This is a genomic window from Spirosoma lituiforme, assembly GCF_054776635.1.
Window position 1 is genome coordinate 45,553 of record NZ_BAAHBO010000004.1, and the last position, 18,660, is coordinate 64,212.

The following is an 18,660-nucleotide window of genomic DNA, read 5'->3' on the forward strand; positions in this document are numbered from 1 at the left end:
TATGACTGACCGCGATAAACAACGCCTTGACGAACTGGAAGAAAAGACGGCTTACCTGCTTCTGCGGCAGAATGAGCAGGATTTCCGGATGAATCAGATCCTTGCCCGATTGGCTTACATCGAAGCCCGGCAGCATCGGCTCATGAAGGAATTGGGCATTGATCCCACTAAAGTAGATACCCTCCAGACTGCCCGGGAAGATGCCAAAGCGATCAATCTGACGGTTATTTCTGAAGCGAGGCTGAATTAAGCGCCCAAAGCTGGACCGCCGGGTTGCCTGCCCGTTCATAAACCATTTCGGCGTAGTTGTTCGTTAAACTCCCATATGAAACCTGCTGCCCTGCGTACCCTTTTTATTATTGGCGCATTAATCGTTGTCAATGTCCTGTCGGCCTTTGTGTTTTTTCGGCTCGATTTAACCCAGGAAAAACGATATACTCTTTCCGAAGCGACCGAGAACCTGCTGGTCAATTTACCGGATGATATTCACGTGGATGTGTATCTGACCGGCGACCTCCCGCCGGGGTTCAAACGGCTCGAAAGCGCCGTTCGGGAAACGCTGGATGAATTTGAAGCACGGGCCGGAAAGACGATTACCTACCGCTTCATCGACCCGGCTCTGATCACCAACCCCGAAGAGAAGAATAAGCTTATCGATAAACTACAGCAGCGGGGTTTGCAGCCAACCAATCTGTTTGCTAGTGAAGGCGGGAAACGTACGGAGAAACTGGTTTTCCCCGGTGCCATTGTTTCGTACAAAGGGCAGGAAACAGCCGTTCCCTTGCTGAAGGGCAACAAAGCGGCCTCGCCCGAAGAACAGTTGAATCAATCATACGAAGGCGTTGAATTTCAGTTGGCATCGGCGATTCGTAAGCTGACCCAAACAGAAGGAAACCGTCGGCGCGTTGGGTTGCTGTATGGCCATACGCAGGTACCGCCCTCCCGCTTTGCCGATTTGCTGGCGTCCGTGCAGCAGACTTACGACCTGTATTTCATTGACATGACCAAACCCGGTCCCATTGCCGATCTTGACGCCATTCTGGTGCCCAAACCCGATAAGCCTTTTTCGGAGGATGATATTTTCAAACTCGACCAGTTTGTTGTGAATGGTGGCCGGGCGTTGTTCTTTGTGGATGGGCAACGGGTAGATAGCGTTAATAACGAAGGCACGTATGCGCAACCCGTTAGCCTGAATCTCGACGATTTGTTTTTCCGATGGGGTGTCCGGCTCAACCGTGATGTGGTGAAAGACCTGCGTTGTGCGCCCATCCCGCTCAACGTGGGCAACCTGGGCGACAAGCCGAACATTCAGTTACTGCCCTGGCGGTTTTATCCACTCCTGAACGATTTTGGGACATCGGGTAACCCCATTGTCCGTAATCTGGATGCGGTTCTGGGGCGCTTCATCAGTACCCTCGATACGGTACAGGCAGCGGGTATTCGTAAAACGCCGTTGCTGCTTACTTCCCCTTACACCAAAGTGCTGAAAGCGCCGGTGCTGATTTCGTACAACGAAGCCCGTCAGCAACCCGACCCTCAAACATACAACGAAGGGCCCAAACTCATTGGATGCCTGCTCGAAGGTCAGTTTAAATCGCTGTTTGCCAACCGGATCCTGCCGGGCGACCCTCGGGCAGCCGGTTTCCGGGCGGAGGGTGTAGCTTCACGGGTACTCGTCTGCTCTGACGGTGACCTGATCGTGAACGACGTGGATTATAAGCGTAACACACCCTATCCGCTGGGCTTTGACCGTTTCACCCGTACAACCTTTGCCAACAAGGATTTTGCGCTGAATGCGCTCGACTATTTAGTCGATCCAAACGGCGTTATCGCGGCTCGTACCCGAACCATAGCCCTCCGTCCGCTAGATAAGATAAAAGTAGATGCGAGCCGCACCCGCTGGCAGCTCCTGAATGTTTTGGGTCCGCTGGCCTTGGTAGGCCTTGTGGGGCTGGTCTGGCAAGTGGTCCGGCGCCGGAAATACGGCCAGTGAACCAGTCTGGACAACCAGGCGTTTGTTCGGTATCTTTAGCTAAAAACAAACGAATTGTGCAATGGAAACAAATCAACCATCAGCGGCAACCCAGCCAGTACCAACGCTCACAGCGCATGAACGGGCCGTGTCCATTATGAAGCGCCTGCTGGCCGACAAGCGGCAGGCTGAACAGGATATTGTCGATAATTTCCACACCGATCCGCTCATTCAGGCGGCCGTAGCCAGACTTAAAGAGAGTAATGAACGAAGAGGAACCCCAATTATCAAGTTATAATTTCGATTTTGCTGGTGGTAGCCATAATAGCTATCTCTTCGTTACCATACATCGTATTATTTATGAAATCCAGTTTAAGCCAACTCCTTACTTATTTGGCGAAGACTTTGTCCTGTCGAACGAAATCGTTGAATTAGTCATCAAAGTAGCTGAAAACCCAACAGACCGGCGACCACCCCTCGACGCACTAATTGCACCGACTGTGGCCACAATTATTGGAGATTTTTATAAAAAAAGCAGCCTGACGATTACCATCTTTATTTGTGATACGGCTGACCGAAAACACGAAGCACGCTGGCGAAAATTTAATCGGTGGTACGACTACTTCGCCGAGTCCGACTACATTCGATTAGATGATTCGTTTCGAGATACTAAGGAGGAGGTACTTTACCGTTGCGCCCTCATTGCCAAAAATCACAACCCCTATTTACGTGAAGTTGGTTTAGCCTTTCTTGATTTAATGGCTGACTTTAAGGCCGGTAAGCAGCTCTGAGTCTACTCTATGGCAAACTTCACCAGCCATTGCGCCACTGTCGCGTTCGTCAGGTCGAAGATAAGGTTGGGAAATAAGCCCAGAACGAGGGCCATAACACCCAGGGGAATCAGCATAAGTTTTTCGCGGTTGGTCAGATCAGTAAGCGTGTGGCTCGTCCCGGCTTTTGATTCGAAAGGGCGCACCCATAACGGGCCAAAAAACATACGCTGAAGTGTCCAGAGGAAATAAGCCGCGGCCAGCAAGATCCCGGTTGTTGCAACCGCCGTGAGCCAGCCCGGTAGCCACGCCGACTGAAAGCTACCCATCAGCGTAAACAACTCCCCGACAAAGCCCGAAAAGCCGGGAAGCCCCAACGAGCCAAAGAAAGCGATGGCCGTTATGGTCGTGTAGTTAGGCATGACTTGCATCAGACCCCGATATGAGTCGATTCGCCGATCGTGGGTACGGTCATAGACGACGCCGACGAGCAGGAACAGCATCGCCGACAGTACGCCGTGACTTACCATCTGGTACACCGCCCCATTGATTCCTTCGGCGGTAAGTGAGGCTACTCCCAGCAAAACAAATCCCATGTGAGACACCGACGAGTAGGCAATCATTTTCTTGAGATCGGCCTGGGCCAGCGCGTTCAAACCGCCGTACACGATGGACAGTACCCCCAGTACGGCCAGCACAAAAGCGTATTCAGCAGCGCCATCGGGAAAGAAATTCCAGGCGATCCGCAGGAAGCCATACCCACCTATCTTCAGCAACACCCCCGCCAGAATAACTGATACCGGCGTAGGGGCTTCGACGTGGGCATCGGGCAGCCAGGTATGTAGCGGCACAATGGGGAGCTTTATCGCAAAGCCAATAAAGATAGCCCAGAAGGCCAGCATCCGCGCCGGAATCCCCGCAACGATGGGTTCGGCAGACGGGTTCAGAAAAGCGTTGGGTAAGTAGTTGCCGCCATCGGCCAGATAACGCATATCGAACGTATGCGTTATCTGGGCCGCATTTAACTGTCCGTTTTGAAGGTAACTCTGAATAGCGCGAATAACGTCTGCTGTCACCTCCGAGGAATCATTCACCAGCCCAGCCATAACCGCCGTACTTACCGGGTCCATAACGGACAGGTACAACCCGATCATTACCAGCAAAATCAACAGCGATCCCAGCAAGGTATACAAGAAGAATTTAATTGATGCGTACTCCCTGCGCGGACCGCCCCACAAACCGATCAGGAAATACATCGGCAGGAGCATAAATTCGAAAAACAGAAAAAACAGGAAGAAGTCGAGGGCAACAAAGCACCCCATGATGGTGCCCGTCAGCAGCAGATAGAGCGAATAATAAGCCCGCTGCCGGTGAGTTATCGACCAGGATGACAGTACCCCGACAAGCATCACAACGGCCGACAAAAGAACCAGCGGAAGACTAATACCATCGACACCGAGCAGGTAGTCAATGGATACAACGCCCAAATTGCCCAAAGGCAGCGTAATCCAATTGGCCTGTTCGAGTAACTGATAGCCGCCAATGGTTTTATCGAATCTGGCATAAGCCAGACCAGCCAGCACAACCTCGGCCAGTGTTACGACCAGCGCAATTCGTCGGTATTGACCAACCTGGCTATCGGGCAGGAGCGCTACGATCAACGCGCCCAGTAAAGGAAGAAAGATGAGTAATGAAAGAATCATATATGTCTTGAGCCAGACTACTGTCTAACCGTATTTACCAAACGTCAAGCCTCTGCCCGAACTCGTTTTAAAGCAACCACCAGAGTACTACCAGCAAACCAACCACAGCCGCCGTAATGTACGACTGCACCCGACCATTCTGAATCGAGCGCGTCAGCTGGCCTAACCGACTGGCCAGCCAGGCAACACCATTTACGACACCATCGACACCCAGCCGGTCAAAACCAGTTGTTATGTGCGCGATGACTACGGTAGTAACACCTGCACCGTTCACAACCCCATCAACTACCCGCTGGTCCATCCGATTCAAAAATGCGGCAAAACGTAACGCTGGCCTGATGGTTAGTACCCTGATAAAGAAATCCAGAAAGCCGTATTCAACCGAAAGCCGAACGTAGCCCGTAGCTGCTTTGGGCTCCTTCAGCCGGAAACCGAGCCAGCCACCTAGTAACACCAGGCCGATGGATACTGGAGCCAGCCACCAGAATGGTTCCGCTTCATGAGCGGGAAACAAACGGCTAAACCAACTACCGTGCCCCGACAGGGGATTCACTGAAAACCAGACCCATACAGACAGGATGGCCAGTAGCAATACAGGTCCACGCATAAGCCAGTCGGGTTCGTGCGCCTGGCCTAGGGGTACTTCTTTGTTCTGGTAATCACCAAAGAAAATAAGCCGCCACTGCCGGGCCATGTAGAGTGCCGTTAAGCCAGATGACAACAACAGCAAAATTGGTAGGACCAGCGCAAAGCCAGTACCCTGGCCAGCCGCCCAGCTGAATGCCCCGCCCAAAATGGCCTCTTTCGACAGGAAGCCGGAAAAGAAGGGTAAGCCCGACAAGGCAGCCGCACAGACCGTATAGGCGATAAATATGCTGGGTAATGCTTTCCGTAGCCCCCCCATCTGCCGCATATCCTGCGTATGAACAGCGTGAATGATAGCCCCAGCGCTAAGAAATAAACCGGCTTTGAAAAAGGCATGCGTAAATAAGTGAAACATCGCCCCACTCACATTATCCGTTCCCATACCCGCTACCATCAACCCTAATTGCGAAACGGTTGAGAAAGCCAGTACCTTCTTGATATCCGTTTGAAAAAGCGCTGAATAGCCGCCCCAAAGGGTTGTGATCGTGCCAACGATAGTGATGACAACCAGGGCATCGGGTGAGAGAAGCGGATGGATCCGCGCCAACAGGAAGATACCTGCAGCCACCATTGTAGCCGCATGGAGCAACGCCGACACGGGTGTGGGGCCCTCCATCGCATCGGGAAGCCAGCTTAGTAACGGGAATTGCGCCGATTTGCCAGCGCAACCCATAAACAAACACAAGCCAAGTGCCGTGGGCAATATCGATTGCCCACCAACGGTTGACAGAGTAGTAAAGTCCAGCGTATCGAACTGATAATACGTCCAGAAAATACCAACGAGAAACCCTATATCACCGACCCGGTTCATCAGAAACGCTTTTTGAGCCGCTTTCGATGAGGCTGCCCGCTCGGCGTAAAAACCAATCAGCAGATACGACGCTAGCCCAACCAGCTCCCAAAAGGCGTACATAACCAGCAGGTTTCCCGCCAGAACGATTCCCAGCATAGCACCCACGAACAGTTGCAGATACGAGAAGTAACGTCGTAGTTTCGGTTCGTCGTGCAGATAGGAAAGCGAATAGAGCTGCACGAGCAGGGCGACAAAATGCACCAGCACAAGCATCAGTGCGGCAAGGGCATCGAGTTGTAAGCTGAAACCAAAGGACACGTTCAGGATCGTTGCCCAGTCAGTTCGTAGTAGTAGCGGCTGATTGGGTACGGTAGTCGTCAGCAGAATGGATAAAGCCAGACCCACACCGGTAAAAAGGACGGCGATCAAACCCGCTGTCCGCCGATTGGCAACCGTCAGTACCAGGAACCCCGCAAAGGGAAGCCCCAGCAATATGGCCATCAACGTTGAAAACAGGTAGGAAGGATCGGCGGGCATTCGTCGTCAGTCAGAATTGGCCGCAAATATCCCGATAATACCTTGGGGAAGCAAACGTCTTTGTCTCGTTTTCGAGCAAGTCGGTACGCCTAGCCGCCTGGGCCCGTCGAAAATAGCCCGACGCCCTCGTTTACTGATTAAGTTCGTTTAACTCATCCAGTTGCGCCGTACGGAAATGACGATACACCTGCAATACAATAGCCAGCGCAACCGCCGATTCGGCTGCCGCAACAACCATGACGAACAACGTCAGCATCTGACCCTGTAAACGATCCGGATCATACTGGCTAAACGCAACGAGGTTAATATTAACGGCGTTGAGCATCAGCTCGATACCCATTAATACCACAATGGCGTGACGCTTCAGTATTACTACGGCTAAACCGATGCTGAAGAGGGCCGCCCCCACTAACAGAAACAGATGGCTATCAACGGGTTGCATTTCGGGAGGGTTTACGCTGTGGAGCGGCCAGATAGGTGGCCCCTACGAGAGCTGCTAACAACAAAATCGCCGTAATTTCGAACGGCACCACATACTCCGTCATCAGTTGCTTACCAATCGTATGCATGGTACTTTGCCAGCCAACAGGTCGGTTGAGTATGGTAAAATTAGCGCGGGCCAGCAATGTATACAAAGCAATAAATAAGGCGCCTGATACCACTAGGGCCACGACCCAACCCGATACCAGACCGGACCGATTTTGTGAGGCAATCTGGTTTGGTTGCTGGTTACCCATATCTGTCGGCTGGGCTGTTTTGTGCGTAAGCATGATGCCAAAGATTACCAGAACCAGCACCCCACCAACATAAATCATGATCTGGGCAATGGCCAGGAAGTCAGCGCTCGCCAACACAAACAAGCCAGCCACCCCAAACAGGGTCAGCAGGAGAAAAAAAGCCGCATACAGTACATTGCGGGTCAGCAGGACGGCCAACGCGCTACCGAGCGTCAGTATGGCAAAGGCATAAAAGGCGATTTGAACCACTGATTTCAGGAATAGGATTAATTATGCTGACGTCTCGTCGTCGGGTTTCGGTTTGGGCTTCATGGTGGGCCGAAAAGCCGGCTTGGGCTTTACTGGCTCGGCCGCGGATTCCGATGGTGTGTCGGCCGGGAAAGTCGAATCAGCGCTTTTCGGTTCAGCCGACGGAGCTTCTTCAATTGGCTTGGGTGGCGTTGCCGCTGGCTTCATCGTAGGGCGAAAAGCGGCTGGCTTCGGTTTCGGAGTCTCGCTCTGTTCACTCGGCACGGGTTCGGCGTCAACGGGCTTTGCCGGTTTCATGGTGGGCCGGAAAGCAGCTGGTTTCGGTTTTGGCGTCTCCTCCGGTCGTTCGGCAGTATCTTGTGTAGCTTCCGGCTTTGGTTCTGCGGCTTTAGGTGGCTTCATGGTAGGCCGGAAAGCCGGTTTTGACGTCTCAGGTTCGACCGATACGGGTGCTGCAGGCTCACTAGCTTTGGCAGCCGGTGGTTTCATGGTGGGCCGGAAGCCAGCCGGTTTCGCGACCGGGGCGGGTGCCTCTGCTTTTACCAGGCGTTCAGGTGCCGGTAACGCGGCATCTTCGGGAACGGCAGCTACGGGGGCGGGGGCTACGGGCTTTTCCGCTGGCTCAAACACCGGGTGCTTGGCTGCTTCGAGACCACCCTGCGCAATCTGCTGCATTTCGTCCGGCGTCGCGTCCGTTAGCGGGTGTTCAATGGACGAACCTTCCGAGTTGGCTGGTTCAGCAGGCGGCACGGGTACGCTCGGCTTAGCCGTTGGCCGAAATACGGGTCGTTTAGGAGCAGGCGCAGCGGCTTCTGAAACGGGCGCTTTGGCCGCTTGCAGAGCCGCTTTTGCTTCGTCTTTCTCACGAACGTATTGTTCATACAGTGCCCGCTTTTCATCGGCTTGCTCTGCGGTTAACTCAGCGAAACTGTACGTCAGCTTACCCAGTTCAAACTCACTGTAGTCAAACTTCTTGTCCATGGTCAGGCACTCGGTCGGGCAAACCACGGTACACAGGCCGCAATAGCAGCACTTGGCCATGTCGATATCAAACGTAGCCGCGTATAACCGAATCGGCGACCCATCCGACGCTTTTCCTACTTCTTCGGTGGCTTTGATGGCGTCGATCGTGATGCAATCGACCGGGCACACTTTGGCACATTTGTCGCAAACGATGCAATCATCAATCTCATTACGAAGTTGGTAACGACCATTATCGGGTATGGGAAGCTGTTCGTGCGGATACTGAAGCGTGACCAAGCCATTCTGTAAATCGAAATAATTCGCACTGGCGATTCCTTCGGGCGTACGGCGCTTTGTTGCCTGCCGGAGATGCCGCAGCGTAAGGCTTAGCCCTTTTATCGTTGTTCGGATACCCGATTGTATGTCCTTGAAGTATGACATTTTGAATGGTAGAATGACTGAATGACTGAATGATAGAATGGCAAAGGCAGTCGCACTTATTCTATCATTCAGTCATTCTATCATTCAAGATTAAAGTTGTGGGAACCGCAAGGGGTCGGCCTCACTCATAATAGAATAGGCGATTTCAATGACATCATCAACATTTGGCTTCGAGAAATAGTCGCCGTCTGAACCATAAGGAGGTCTGTGCGCTTTGGCCGATAAGGTAGTCGGAGCCGAGTCCAGGTAGCGATAGGCGTTCTGGCCTTCCACAACCTGTTGCATCATGTAGGCAGAGGCTCCACCCGGTACATCTTCGTCGGCAAACACCACTCGGTTTGTTTTTTTGATCGATTCAATGATTACCTGATGTACATCAAACGGCAGAAGCGTCTGCACATCAATCACCTCTACGCTGATACCTAATTCTGCCAACTGTCCAGCAGCTTCCAGTACAATCCGGCACATGGACCCATAGGTCACCACGGTCAGATCGGAGCCGGAGCGAAGGATTTCCGGTACGCCGAGCGGCACACAGAATTCATCCAGGTTGGCAGGCAATGTTTCCTTTAGCCGATATCCGTTCAACGATTCGATCAGTAAAGCCGGATCATCTCCTTTCAGCAACGTATTATAAAAACCGGCCGCCTGGGTCATGTTACGTGGCACCAGGACGTGAAGCCCCCGCAAACTGCTCAGCATGGTACCCATTGGGGAGCCGGAATGCCAGATTCCTTCCAGCCGATGCCCGCGCGTTCGAATAATCAGTGGGGCTTTTTGACCGCCTTTCGTCCGATAATGCAGCGTAGCCAGATCGTCGGTTAGGGTTGCCAGCGTGTAATAGACGTAATCGAAATACTGAATCTCAACAATGGGGCGGAGTCCGCGCATCGCCATGCCAATGCCCTGCCCTATAATCGTGGTTTCGCGGATGCCGGTATCGGTAATGCGTATTTCGCCAAATTTTTCCTGCAACCCCGCAAAGCCCTGGTTTACGTCGCCGATCTGACCGACATCTTCGCCCAAAGCGACGATACGCTCATCACGGGTAAACAAACGTTCGAAATACCGCTGAAGCAGTAGGTAGCCGTCGAGCACGGGGCTGTCGTCCGTATACTGGGCCGGAACGGCTTCAACCAGCATCGGCGACTCTGGCGACTGACTGTATAAATGTGAACTAAACCGGTCGGCGTTTTCGGCATTTGTGCGTTCGAGCCAGGCTTTCAGACGCTGGCGGCTGGCACCGGTGTCGTTACGCAACGCCCGTAATGCCTTTCGTATGGCCGAAACGGCATCCCGGCGTACCGGTGAAAACGTCTTGCGAAGTTCTTCCCGGATCGCCATTAATTCGGCTGATTTAGCGTTATGACGAGCGGTCTGCTGTAACAAATCAAGAGCCTCATCAAAGTCGCCTTTCAGGGATGCCTGATACGCGTTCCACGCACTGATACGAGACTGTTTGGCTACTTGTTTGGCTTCAGCTTCGATGGCTTCCAGCTCCTCATTGTCGGCATACCCATTCGCGAGAATCCATTGGCGGAATACCCGGTTACAGTCATGCTCGACTTCCCAAGCCAGTCGTTGTTTAGACTTGTACCGCTCATGCGAACCCGATGTTGAATGGCCCTGAGGCTGGGTCAGTTCCTGTACATGCACTAGAACGGGTACATGCTGCGTCCGACAGATATGGGCAGCCTGCTGATACGTTTCCAGCAAGGCGGCATAATCCCACCCTTTTACGGTAAAGATTTCCATACCTTTATCATCGCCGTCGCGCTGAAAACCGGCTAAAGCCTTTGAGATACTTCCCTTTACGGTTTGGTATTCAACGGGAACCGATATACCGTAGCCATCGTCCCAGACTGACATCAGCAAAGGAACCTGCAATACACCAGCCGCATTCATGGCTTCCCAAAACATTCCCTGCGACGTTGACGCATCGCCAATGGTAGCGAAAACAATCTCATTACCATTGTGCGAAAAGTTGGTCAGATCGCTCAAGGCATGGTTATTGCGGAAAAGTTTGGAGGCATAGGCCAGCCCAAGCGCGCGCGGAATCTGGCCCGCGGTGGGGGCAATATCACAAACAGAATTATAGAGTTCAGTCTGGTTACGCCACAGCCCCTGTTCATCGAGCCAGCGGGTAGCAAAGTGGCCATTCATGGATCGACCGGCGGTGTTGGGTTCGGCTTCCAGATCGGTATGGGCGTAAAGCTGGGCGAAGAACTCAGTCCAGCGAAGTTCGCCCAGAGCCGCAACAAAGGTTTGATCGCGGTAGTAGCCCGAACGGAAATCGCCCCGGCAAAATGCGCTGGCGGCTGCTAGCTGCGCCAGCTCTTTACCATCACCGAAGATGCCGAACTTAGCCCTTCCTCCCATCACGTCACGCCGACCTAACAAGCTTACCTGTCGACTTTCATAAGCCAATCGGTAATCTGCTAAGATTTTTTCACGACTTAAAATATCAGTCGAGCGGAGTTGTTCGTTTGCTATCACAGCAGAGCCACGGGTTGGAATCGTCTAACAATCAATTTATCGATGAAGTAGCTGGTACCGAGTCGTCGATTCCCTAGCGAAAGTAAAAGTAAGGTAAAACAAGTAAGCTTTCAAAAAAACGATTTTTTGAGTTTATTTGTTGACCCAATGAAAACGGTAAACGTTTCTGGCAGGCAGTTTGCTATAGGCACTAGTACACAAGACTTAGTATTTTTTAAAATCAAACCATAATTCTGTATAGTCCAATGAAAAAGATTTTTTCACTTTTCGTAGCTCTGTTCATGCTGGTGGCGGTTAGCTATGCCCAAAAGGGAGTATTGAAGTTCACGAAAGAAACGCACGATTTCGGTAAAGTTGAGCAAGGCAAGCCCGTAACTCACGTATTCGAATTCAAAAATACCGGTACAGATCCTATTGTTATCAACGATGCACAGGCCTCCTGTGGTTGCACAAAACCAAGTTTCTCGCGTGAGCCAATCATGCCGGGCAAATCCGGTTCCATCTCGGCTACCTACAACGCAGCGGCTGCGGGTCCGTTCAACAAATCGGTGACTGTAACCAGCAATGCTGAAGCAGGTCAGGCCGTTCTGTACCTGAAAGGTGAAGTTGTTTCGGCCGCGGCTGCCGAAACCGCGGCTGCTCCCGCTGCCGCAACACCTGCTGCTAAAGACAAGAAGAAAAACACCAAAACTTCACGCTAATTCACTGAAGGGTTAATAGTGTGGTCAAGAAAGGCATCTGGTTGTTTACCGGATGCCTTTTTTTGTGCCCTGATTTTTTCATCCCGCCCTGCATCCGATTGACAAACCTGGCATCCGCTCTTCCGATACCTGCTTTTTGTGAGTTGATCATTCGTTATTTTTAGGTTGTCTTCTGACTCAAGCTCTTTATGGCTCCGCCCCATCGCCGATAGATCGGCCACCTTTCAGCACATCACTTTCCCTTATCAATTTCACACCAGTTGACCAGTTGCGTTTGTACGCAGGCTGGCAGCTATCACACGCGTAAGCTATGTTTTTTCTTATTCTTGGCTTTTTGGTACTTGTTGCCGGATTTGCCATCAATACCCCGGCTATTGCCTTTTCGCGCTACTCCCGGCCGGCCAAAGTAGTGGGCCTTCTTCTCCTTGTTCTGGGATTAGTCACCGCCAGCATTCGCCAGATAGATGCCGGACAGGTTGGCGTCACCTCCCTGTTTGGGAACGTTAGCGATCGACCCCTGAACTCCGGTCTTAATTTTGTCAATCCCTTGTCGAACGTGACCGAGTTCGACATAAAAACGCAGAACTACACCATGTCGGCCAGCCACGACGAAGGACAAAAGGCAGGTGACGATGCCATACGCGTACTTACCGCCGATGGGCTGGAAGTTGTCATTGACTTGACCGTACTTTATCGGGTTGTTTCGGCCGATGCGCCAACGATTTACAGCGAAATCGGTGCCGATTACATGGATAAGATTGTACGCCCCATTACCCGTACTCGTATTCGCGATAATGCCGTTTATTATGATGCTATTGCCTTGTACTCTACCCGGCGCGATGAATTTCAGACTCGAATCTATAAGACGATAGAAGCTGACTTCCGGAAACGCGGGCTTCTGCTTGAGCAGCTACTGATCCGGAATATTGACTTACCTGCATCCGTCAAGAAAACAATTGAATCTAAGATTAATGCGGAACAGGATGCGCAGAAAATGCAGTTTGTCCTGCAAAAGGAAAGGCAGGAAGCGGAACGGAAACGGGTCGAAGCCCAGGGTATTGCCGATTATCAGAAGATTCTGTCAACTGGCCTTAGTGACAAGCAATTACAGTACGAGCAGATAAAAGCCCAGCGCGAACTGGCGGCATCGCCAAACGCTAAAATTGTCATTATGGGTAGCCGCGGAAACGTCCCGCTGATGTTAACCGACAAATAATAGAAGTTAGCGCTGAGAAGACGCATTTTAAGGACATCAGACGGCCTTATTGAACCCCGCAGGTTTGATAAGGCCTCTTTTTTGGCTATCATTGCTTTCCTCCCAAGCGCCCGTCCATGCAAACTACAACCGCTACTCAAGAGCCTGCCCTTGCCCAACCAGTTCCCATTCGTCGTCTTGTCTCCCTCGACGCCTTGCGAGGCTTCGATATGTTCTGGATCATGGGTGGGGAAGAAGTCTTTCATGTGCTCGCTAAAACAACTGGCTGGGCCTGGGCGGTTTTTCTGGCGGATCAATTTACCCATGTCACCTGGAATGGATTCCGTCCTTACGACTGCATCTTCCCGTTATTCCTGTTTCTGGCGGGCGTCTCAACCCCTTACTCGCTGGGCAGCCGATTAGCAAAGGGTGATGACCGAGCTATGCTAGCTCGAAAAGTCATTATCCGGGGATTAATTCTGGTCGTGCTGGGCATCATTTATAACAACGGTCTATTCACGAAGCCCTTCGCCGACATGCGTTTCGGCAGCGTTCTGGCCAGAATCGGGCTGGCAGGTATGTTCGCCCAGCTCATCTTTCTATACGTTCGTAATGAACGGGCTCGTTACGGCATTTTTGTGGGTATCCTTTTGCTGTACTGGGCCTTACTAATGCTGGTGCCCGTACCGGGCTTTGGCGCGGGCAATCTAACGATGGAAGGTAGCCTGGTGGGATATATAGACCGACTCTTTATGCCAGGACGGCTCCACAGAGTTATTCATGATCCAGAAGGGCTCCTGTCTACCTTACCCGCTATCTGCACCGGCCTGCTAGGCATATTTGCCGGAACTGTTCTACGTCGGCATGACCTGACCCACAATCAAAAAACCCAGCGGCTTGTTTTGGCGGGTGTCAGTTGCGTTGCGCTAGGCTGGGCTTGGGATCTTGTATTTCCCGTTAACAAAAATCTCTGGACGAGTTCGTTCGTGCTGGTAGCCGGAGGGTGGAGCCTGTTGATTTTAAGCTTGTTTTACTGGATTATCGATGTAAAAGACAATCGTGGATGGACGTTTTTCTTTGTCGTGATCGGTATGAACTCTATTCTTATCTACCTGGCGGGCCGGGTCATTGACTTCGATTATACAACCCATTTTCTGTTTGCCGGGCTGCTGCATTTCTTCAGCGAGCCCGTTCAGGCCGTGGGGAGCGTGTTGGCCTTTTTAGCAGTCAAATGGGGCTTTCTGTATTTTCTCTACAAGAAGAAAACGTTTCTTCGGGTCTGACGCTACTTTCATGTGTGAGAGCCGTGTTTTCACGGCCCTGGTAGCTAATAAGTATCTTAAGAATAATTCCACAATTTATTTCTCTGTTCGCAGTCGGTATCTACACGGACTACTTGTACCCGTACGCCGTTGCGGCCAGCCAGATTTGCCCGATGTTTCTGTGGTTCGTGAGGACACGAGCCACAGAAACATCCTTGATTTGACGGCTATGGTGAAGATACAACCTATAGAGATAGCCTTCGTATTGTCAGGTGATGGACAGGGTTTATTTCTTTGAATACAAACTCGTTAGCCAGGCTTTGCAGGCGTCAGGCCAGCCGTTGAGCGATCCAAACTTGGCTGTTCGAAGACCAAAGCCGTGACCACCGTTTGGATACAGGTGCATTTCGGCAGGGACACCGCTTTTCAAACAAGCCAGATAAAATTCAATACTGTTTTCAACCGGAACGGCTTTGTCGTCCTCGGCATGGACTAGGAAGGTAGGTGGAGTTTGAGCCGTAACCTGTAGTTCATTGGAATAATACGTGATCATATCCGGTGAGGACGCCAGTTTTCCCAGCAAATTGTTTCGCGAACCAGCATGCGCTTTCTCCCCGAAGGTGATCACCGGGTACATCAAAATAGCAAAATTTGGTTTAGCCTGTTCACCGGGCTTTGGTCCCTTATTGTAATGCGTAGCCAGCGTGGAGGCCAGGTGCCCCCCTGCCGAAAAACCCATTACGCCAATCTTGTCCGGGTCAACTCCATAACGGGCCGCATCTCTCCGGATGAGGGTCATGCCCTGCATGGCATCCATTAGGGGAATCTCGTGCTGATTCGTCATGATTGTTGGATTGGGCAATCGATATTTCAAAACAAAAGCCGCTACTCCCATTTCGTTGAACCAGCGGGCCACATCCGACCCTTCATGACTAGCTGCCAAAATTCCGTAACCACCACCGGGACAAATCATGACAGCGGCTCCAGTGGCTTTATTTTTTGGAGGCAGGTAAATCGTCAACGCTGGCACCGATACATTGCTAATCCGGAGAATACCGTTTGCATCTGTTTCGGACTTTTCGGTAATCTGTGCTCCCTTAATCGCGTTGGGGATGGCTCCATCAGGCCATAAATTCACAATTTCCTGCGCTGACGCAAGATGGGGTAAAGCACTACTGGCCAATAGCATACTAAGTAATAGGGAACGCATGGAAAATGGTCTACTCTGGGAGCAGCGTTAGGTAGTGAAAACGGAAAAAGCCGACCTTGAGGTCGGCTCTACTCATATTTCCACATCACTTTCTTCCGTCGATACCTTATCAGTCGAGCTGCCATGCAGCACCTCGATGAGTTCCTTGACCTGATAAACGGTCGTATTATACCGGTTACCGAGAATAATGATTACGTACTCATCTTTGGGGCTGAACCAGAACATGGTATTGTATCCTTTCCACCAGCCAGAATGGTAGATGTATTCGGGTTGTTTGTTATCGTTCAGCATCATCCGGAAGCCATAGCCGTAGTTTTTAGCTCCTTTCTTTTCAAAGCTGCGCGGCACGAACGCTTCAGCGAGCATTTTCTTCGGCAATAGGCAATCGCCGTTCAACGCACGGTACCACCTGAACAGATCGCCGGTGGTTGAATAAATCCCCTTGTCGCCAACGACATCGTCGTAATAATCCTTTGGAATGCGTCGGTTCCACTGGTAACCCGCCGTTCGGTGGTGATTAATTGAGTCGTTCTTGGTGGTGGCTACAAACGTTTGGTGCATTCCCAACGGCTCGAATATATTCTTTTGAATAAAGGCTTCGTAACTCTGGCCCGTCACTTTCTCGATAATGGAGGCCAGCACCATATAGTTGGTGTTGCTGTAGCTAAACCCCCGTCCGGGGATATTGTAGGCTTTCGGCGTTGGTTTAACCGTAGCAAACCAATGCATAATGGTGGCATTGGATGGGTAAGGCTTCTCTTTTTTGTAGAAATTCACCTTCATGCTGTCGTCAAAAGCATACTGGTAATTTGGCAAACCGCTACGGTGACTCAACAACTCGCGAACGGTGATACCGTGATAAGGAAAATCGGGATAGAAGTGCTGAATAGTATCCTCGAATTTAAGCTTACCAGCTTCAATCAATTTCAGCGTACCAACGGCCGTAAATGTTTTCGATAATGATGCTAGCTGGAATTTTGAGTCTTCTACCAGCGTATCCCGTTGGTTACGTTCGAAATGACCCAAACCGAAGCAGTTTTTGTAGAGAACTATGCCTTTCTGCGCAACCAGCACATTACCGTTTAAACCTCCCCGAACTTTCTGTCTAAAGATTTCTTCAATCCTTTTCGTTTTTCCCTCGGCATTAATCTGCTGCCGAATGGTCGTCTGTTCAGTCGCGGAGAGAGCCTGTTCATCAGCACAGCTACGTAATGCGCGTGCCGATTTATTTAAATTTTTTTGATCCTGTCCACAGGATACACCAGCGCCTATTAATACCAAATAGCAAAACCAACTCAGGAAATTATTCATTCGCACCAGTCAAACCCACGTATTCGATGAGTAATATATTATTGAAGAAGCCTGGGTAAAAATAGTAGTTGCCCGGCATACCAGATTACCCTAGTCCTTAAAAACGCATGAAAATTCGTGAACGGCCTGCTTAATTGGTTCTGATGAGGGTTATCAGAAACCTTTACGTGGCGAAACCATCGCCCGACGGCTCCCTCCTAAAACGCCTGTTTTTCGTAGGCTAATATAGCCGCCCACACTATTTGGTAAAAGTTTACCCACATCAACGGCTAATGAGCCATTCAGCGTCGTGCCCCCAAATAGGCCGATAGGTACGGCAGCCGTTAACAGGCCAGAAAATTGCCTGGGAATGTTTAAATAAGGGATAGGGTATGTACCGGCATTCAGGCTATAGGATAATCGGGCTGTTACATCCACCCTATCAGCCACAAGCGCGCTTAAGCCAAAATGAAAAGCACTCACTCGGTTATTGGCAATTCCATAGCGGGGCGGCAACGCCGAACTTACTTCCTGCTGAGGGGTCAAAAAAGGGGTTCCTATTGTACGACCAAAATACGTCCAGCCGTCGATGAATTGGCTGTTGTTAAAATAATCATCACGGCCTCGTTTCGCTGGATCTTCGAGAATAAATAAATCTCCACCCTGGCTTCCCGTAAATAAATACTCCAGTGTAATCTGCTTCAGAAAAAATGCTGCCCCGTTGGGTTGATCCCGATTTCTTATCCTCAAGCCATTCAAGCCATCGGCCAGATTTGTTCCGTAAAATAGTGACCCATCATCATATAAAAACTGACGGTACGCAAATAGATTCCAATGGTTCAGATTAACCTCTATGGCTAAGTCAATTGAACCAAGATGATTACCAACACGATTTTCCTCAAAACGAGAAATTGTCTGTATACTTTGATCATCTGGATAAGGGTTACGAGTACCCAGTACAACGGCCGGAAAATATTTGATACTCGAAGGCAATTTACCATTGGCAGAAACTGTATTATCCAGATAGTCAGAATACCCTCCCCACATAACCTGGTGATTGAAACCACCGTAGAAGCGTACCCGCCAGGATGGCTTGCCTATTCGTCCATATAACGATGACTGGTGCAGGTAGGAGTCTTTCACCAGGCGACCATCATTCTCGAACCAGCCATGTGAAAAAGTACCCATGACCGATAAAACACCTTGCGTAAGAGGGAAGGGGGTAAAGGTGGGTACGGACAACTGAATTTTAGGGAAGGGCAAGGTGTTGCCTGACCAGATGTACGAACCACTTGTCAGCAGGGTATCAACCAGGCCAATGATTTCTTTCCGGCGACCAGCGTAAAGTTCGAATGCGCCAACGCGACCTTTGATATAAGCTTCGGGAAGTAAGAATTGATTTGTCGCTCCCAGGTTACCAACGACGTTAAGGCCATAGCCCCAATCTACCTTAGGTCTATGCCCCAGACTATCGGCGAGTCGATAATCTGAGTGGAGACTGGCATTTAATCGGAACGCCGGGCTTTTGAGCGGCACAACACCATATTGGTTAGCTCGTAGCCAGAAAGGCGTTTGATCTGATGAACCTAAGGCCCCGGCTTCTATCTGGTACTGATTGACACGTTGCCCGTACCCAATTGTACAACCCGTAGCAACAAGTACGCCACACCAACTACTCAAAAACGAAAATTTCATA

General features: G+C 50.9%; 17 protein-coding genes. 7 read left to right on the forward strand and 10 right to left on the reverse strand.

What is annotated here, in order from left to right:
• The first annotated feature begins 1 nt into the window (after nucleotide 1).
• From ACYU87_RS15730 to ACYU87_RS15745, 4 genes are all read left to right on the forward strand, one after another.
• A complete protein-coding gene (locus ACYU87_RS15730) occupies nucleotides 2-250 on the forward strand; it encodes a hypothetical protein (protein ID WP_461135030.1) in 249 nt (82 codons plus the stop codon).
• Nucleotides 251-325: 75 nt separating this feature from the next.
• Complete coding sequence (gene gldG, locus ACYU87_RS15735) at nucleotides 326-1,993, forward strand: gliding motility-associated ABC transporter substrate-binding protein GldG (RefSeq protein WP_461135031.1); 1,668 nt, start codon at nucleotides 326-328, stop codon at nucleotides 1,991-1,993.
• A 61-nt stretch (nucleotides 1,994-2,054) separates the two neighbouring features.
• Nucleotides 2,055-2,270: a hypothetical protein gene (locus ACYU87_RS15740; protein ID WP_461135032.1), complete on the forward strand. Its 216-nt coding sequence runs from the start codon at nucleotides 2,055-2,057 to the stop codon at nucleotides 2,268-2,270.
• Nucleotides 2,236-2,763 (forward strand): DUF6169 family protein, encoded by a 528-nt coding sequence (locus tag ACYU87_RS15745; protein WP_461135033.1) that lies wholly within the window; start codon nucleotides 2,236-2,238, stop codon nucleotides 2,761-2,763. The genes ACYU87_RS15740 and ACYU87_RS15745 overlap by 35 nt, the downstream gene beginning before the upstream one ends.
• 2 nt (nucleotides 2,764-2,765) lie before the next feature.
• Here ACYU87_RS15745 and ACYU87_RS15750 read toward each other — a convergent pair whose 3' ends face one another.
• From ACYU87_RS15750 to ACYU87_RS15775, 6 genes are all read right to left on the reverse strand, one after another.
• Nucleotides 2,766-4,445 carry a complex I subunit 4 family protein gene (locus ACYU87_RS15750; protein WP_461135034.1) on the reverse strand — a complete coding sequence of 560 codons (1,680 nt, stop codon included), beginning with the start codon at nucleotides 4,443-4,445 and terminating at the stop codon, nucleotides 2,766-2,768.
• Between the two features lie 67 nt (nucleotides 4,446-4,512).
• Nucleotides 4,513-6,420 carry an NADH-quinone oxidoreductase subunit 5 family protein gene (locus ACYU87_RS15755; protein ID WP_461135035.1) on the reverse strand — a complete coding sequence of 636 codons (1,908 nt, stop codon included), beginning with the start codon at nucleotides 6,418-6,420 and terminating at the stop codon, nucleotides 4,513-4,515.
• Nucleotides 6,421-6,550: 130 nt separating this feature from the next.
• A complete protein-coding gene (gene nuoK, locus ACYU87_RS15760) occupies nucleotides 6,551-6,862 on the reverse strand; it encodes an NADH-quinone oxidoreductase subunit NuoK (RefSeq protein ID WP_461135036.1) in 312 nt (103 codons plus the stop codon).
• Nucleotides 6,849-7,406 (reverse strand): NADH-quinone oxidoreductase subunit J family protein, encoded by a 558-nt coding sequence (locus ACYU87_RS15765; RefSeq protein ID WP_461135037.1) that lies wholly within the window; start codon nucleotides 7,404-7,406, stop codon nucleotides 6,849-6,851. Before ACYU87_RS15765 ends, nuoK begins: the two co-directional genes overlap by 14 nt.
• Before the next feature lie 21 nt (nucleotides 7,407-7,427).
• Nucleotides 7,428-8,810, reverse strand: coding sequence for a 4Fe-4S dicluster domain-containing protein (locus ACYU87_RS15770; RefSeq protein WP_461135038.1), 1,383 nt, complete (start codon nucleotides 8,808-8,810; stop codon nucleotides 7,428-7,430).
• Between the two features lie 90 nt (nucleotides 8,811-8,900).
• Complete coding sequence (locus ACYU87_RS15775; RefSeq protein ID WP_461135039.1) at nucleotides 8,901-11,306, reverse strand: alpha-ketoacid dehydrogenase subunit alpha/beta; 2,406 nt, start codon at nucleotides 11,304-11,306, stop codon at nucleotides 8,901-8,903.
• A 245-nt stretch (nucleotides 11,307-11,551) separates the two neighbouring features.
• Between ACYU87_RS15775 and ACYU87_RS15780 the strand changes: the two genes are divergently transcribed.
• Nucleotides 11,552-12,007: a DUF1573 domain-containing protein gene (locus ACYU87_RS15780; RefSeq protein ID WP_461135040.1), complete on the forward strand. Its 456-nt coding sequence runs from the start codon at nucleotides 11,552-11,554 to the stop codon at nucleotides 12,005-12,007.
• A 1-nt stretch (nucleotide 12,008) separates the two neighbouring features.
• Here ACYU87_RS15780 and ACYU87_RS15785 read toward each other — a convergent pair whose 3' ends face one another.
• The gene (locus ACYU87_RS15785) at nucleotides 12,009-12,158 is read right to left on the reverse strand and encodes a hypothetical protein (protein WP_461135041.1); all 150 of its coding nucleotides are present in this window, start codon (nucleotides 12,156-12,158) and stop codon (nucleotides 12,009-12,011) included.
• 159 nt (nucleotides 12,159-12,317) lie between these two features.
• On the opposite strand from ACYU87_RS15785, the gene ACYU87_RS15790 reads away from it, so the two are divergent.
• Both ACYU87_RS15790 and ACYU87_RS15795 read left to right on the forward strand, forming a co-directional pair.
• Nucleotides 12,318-13,223: a prohibitin family protein gene (locus ACYU87_RS15790; protein ID WP_461135042.1), complete on the forward strand. Its 906-nt coding sequence runs from the start codon at nucleotides 12,318-12,320 to the stop codon at nucleotides 13,221-13,223.
• 116 nt (nucleotides 13,224-13,339) lie between these two features.
• Nucleotides 13,340-14,485 (forward strand): acyltransferase family protein, encoded by a 1,146-nt coding sequence (locus tag ACYU87_RS15795; protein WP_461135043.1) that lies wholly within the window; start codon nucleotides 13,340-13,342, stop codon nucleotides 14,483-14,485.
• A 265-nt stretch (nucleotides 14,486-14,750) separates the two neighbouring features.
• Here ACYU87_RS15795 and ACYU87_RS15800 read toward each other — a convergent pair whose 3' ends face one another.
• From ACYU87_RS15800 to ACYU87_RS15810, 3 genes are all read right to left on the reverse strand, one after another.
• The gene (locus ACYU87_RS15800; RefSeq protein WP_461135044.1) at nucleotides 14,751-15,674 is read right to left on the reverse strand and encodes an alpha/beta hydrolase; all 924 of its coding nucleotides are present in this window, start codon (nucleotides 15,672-15,674) and stop codon (nucleotides 14,751-14,753) included.
• 72 nt (nucleotides 15,675-15,746) lie between these two features.
• Nucleotides 15,747-16,985: a serine hydrolase domain-containing protein gene (locus ACYU87_RS15805; protein WP_461135045.1), complete on the reverse strand. Its 1,239-nt coding sequence runs from the start codon at nucleotides 16,983-16,985 to the stop codon at nucleotides 15,747-15,749.
• A gap of 153 nt (nucleotides 16,986-17,138) precedes the next feature.
• Nucleotides 17,139-18,659, reverse strand: coding sequence for a capsule assembly Wzi family protein (locus tag ACYU87_RS15810; protein ID WP_461135046.1), 1,521 nt, complete (start codon nucleotides 18,657-18,659; stop codon nucleotides 17,139-17,141).
• Nucleotide 18,660: the final 1 nt, after the last annotated feature.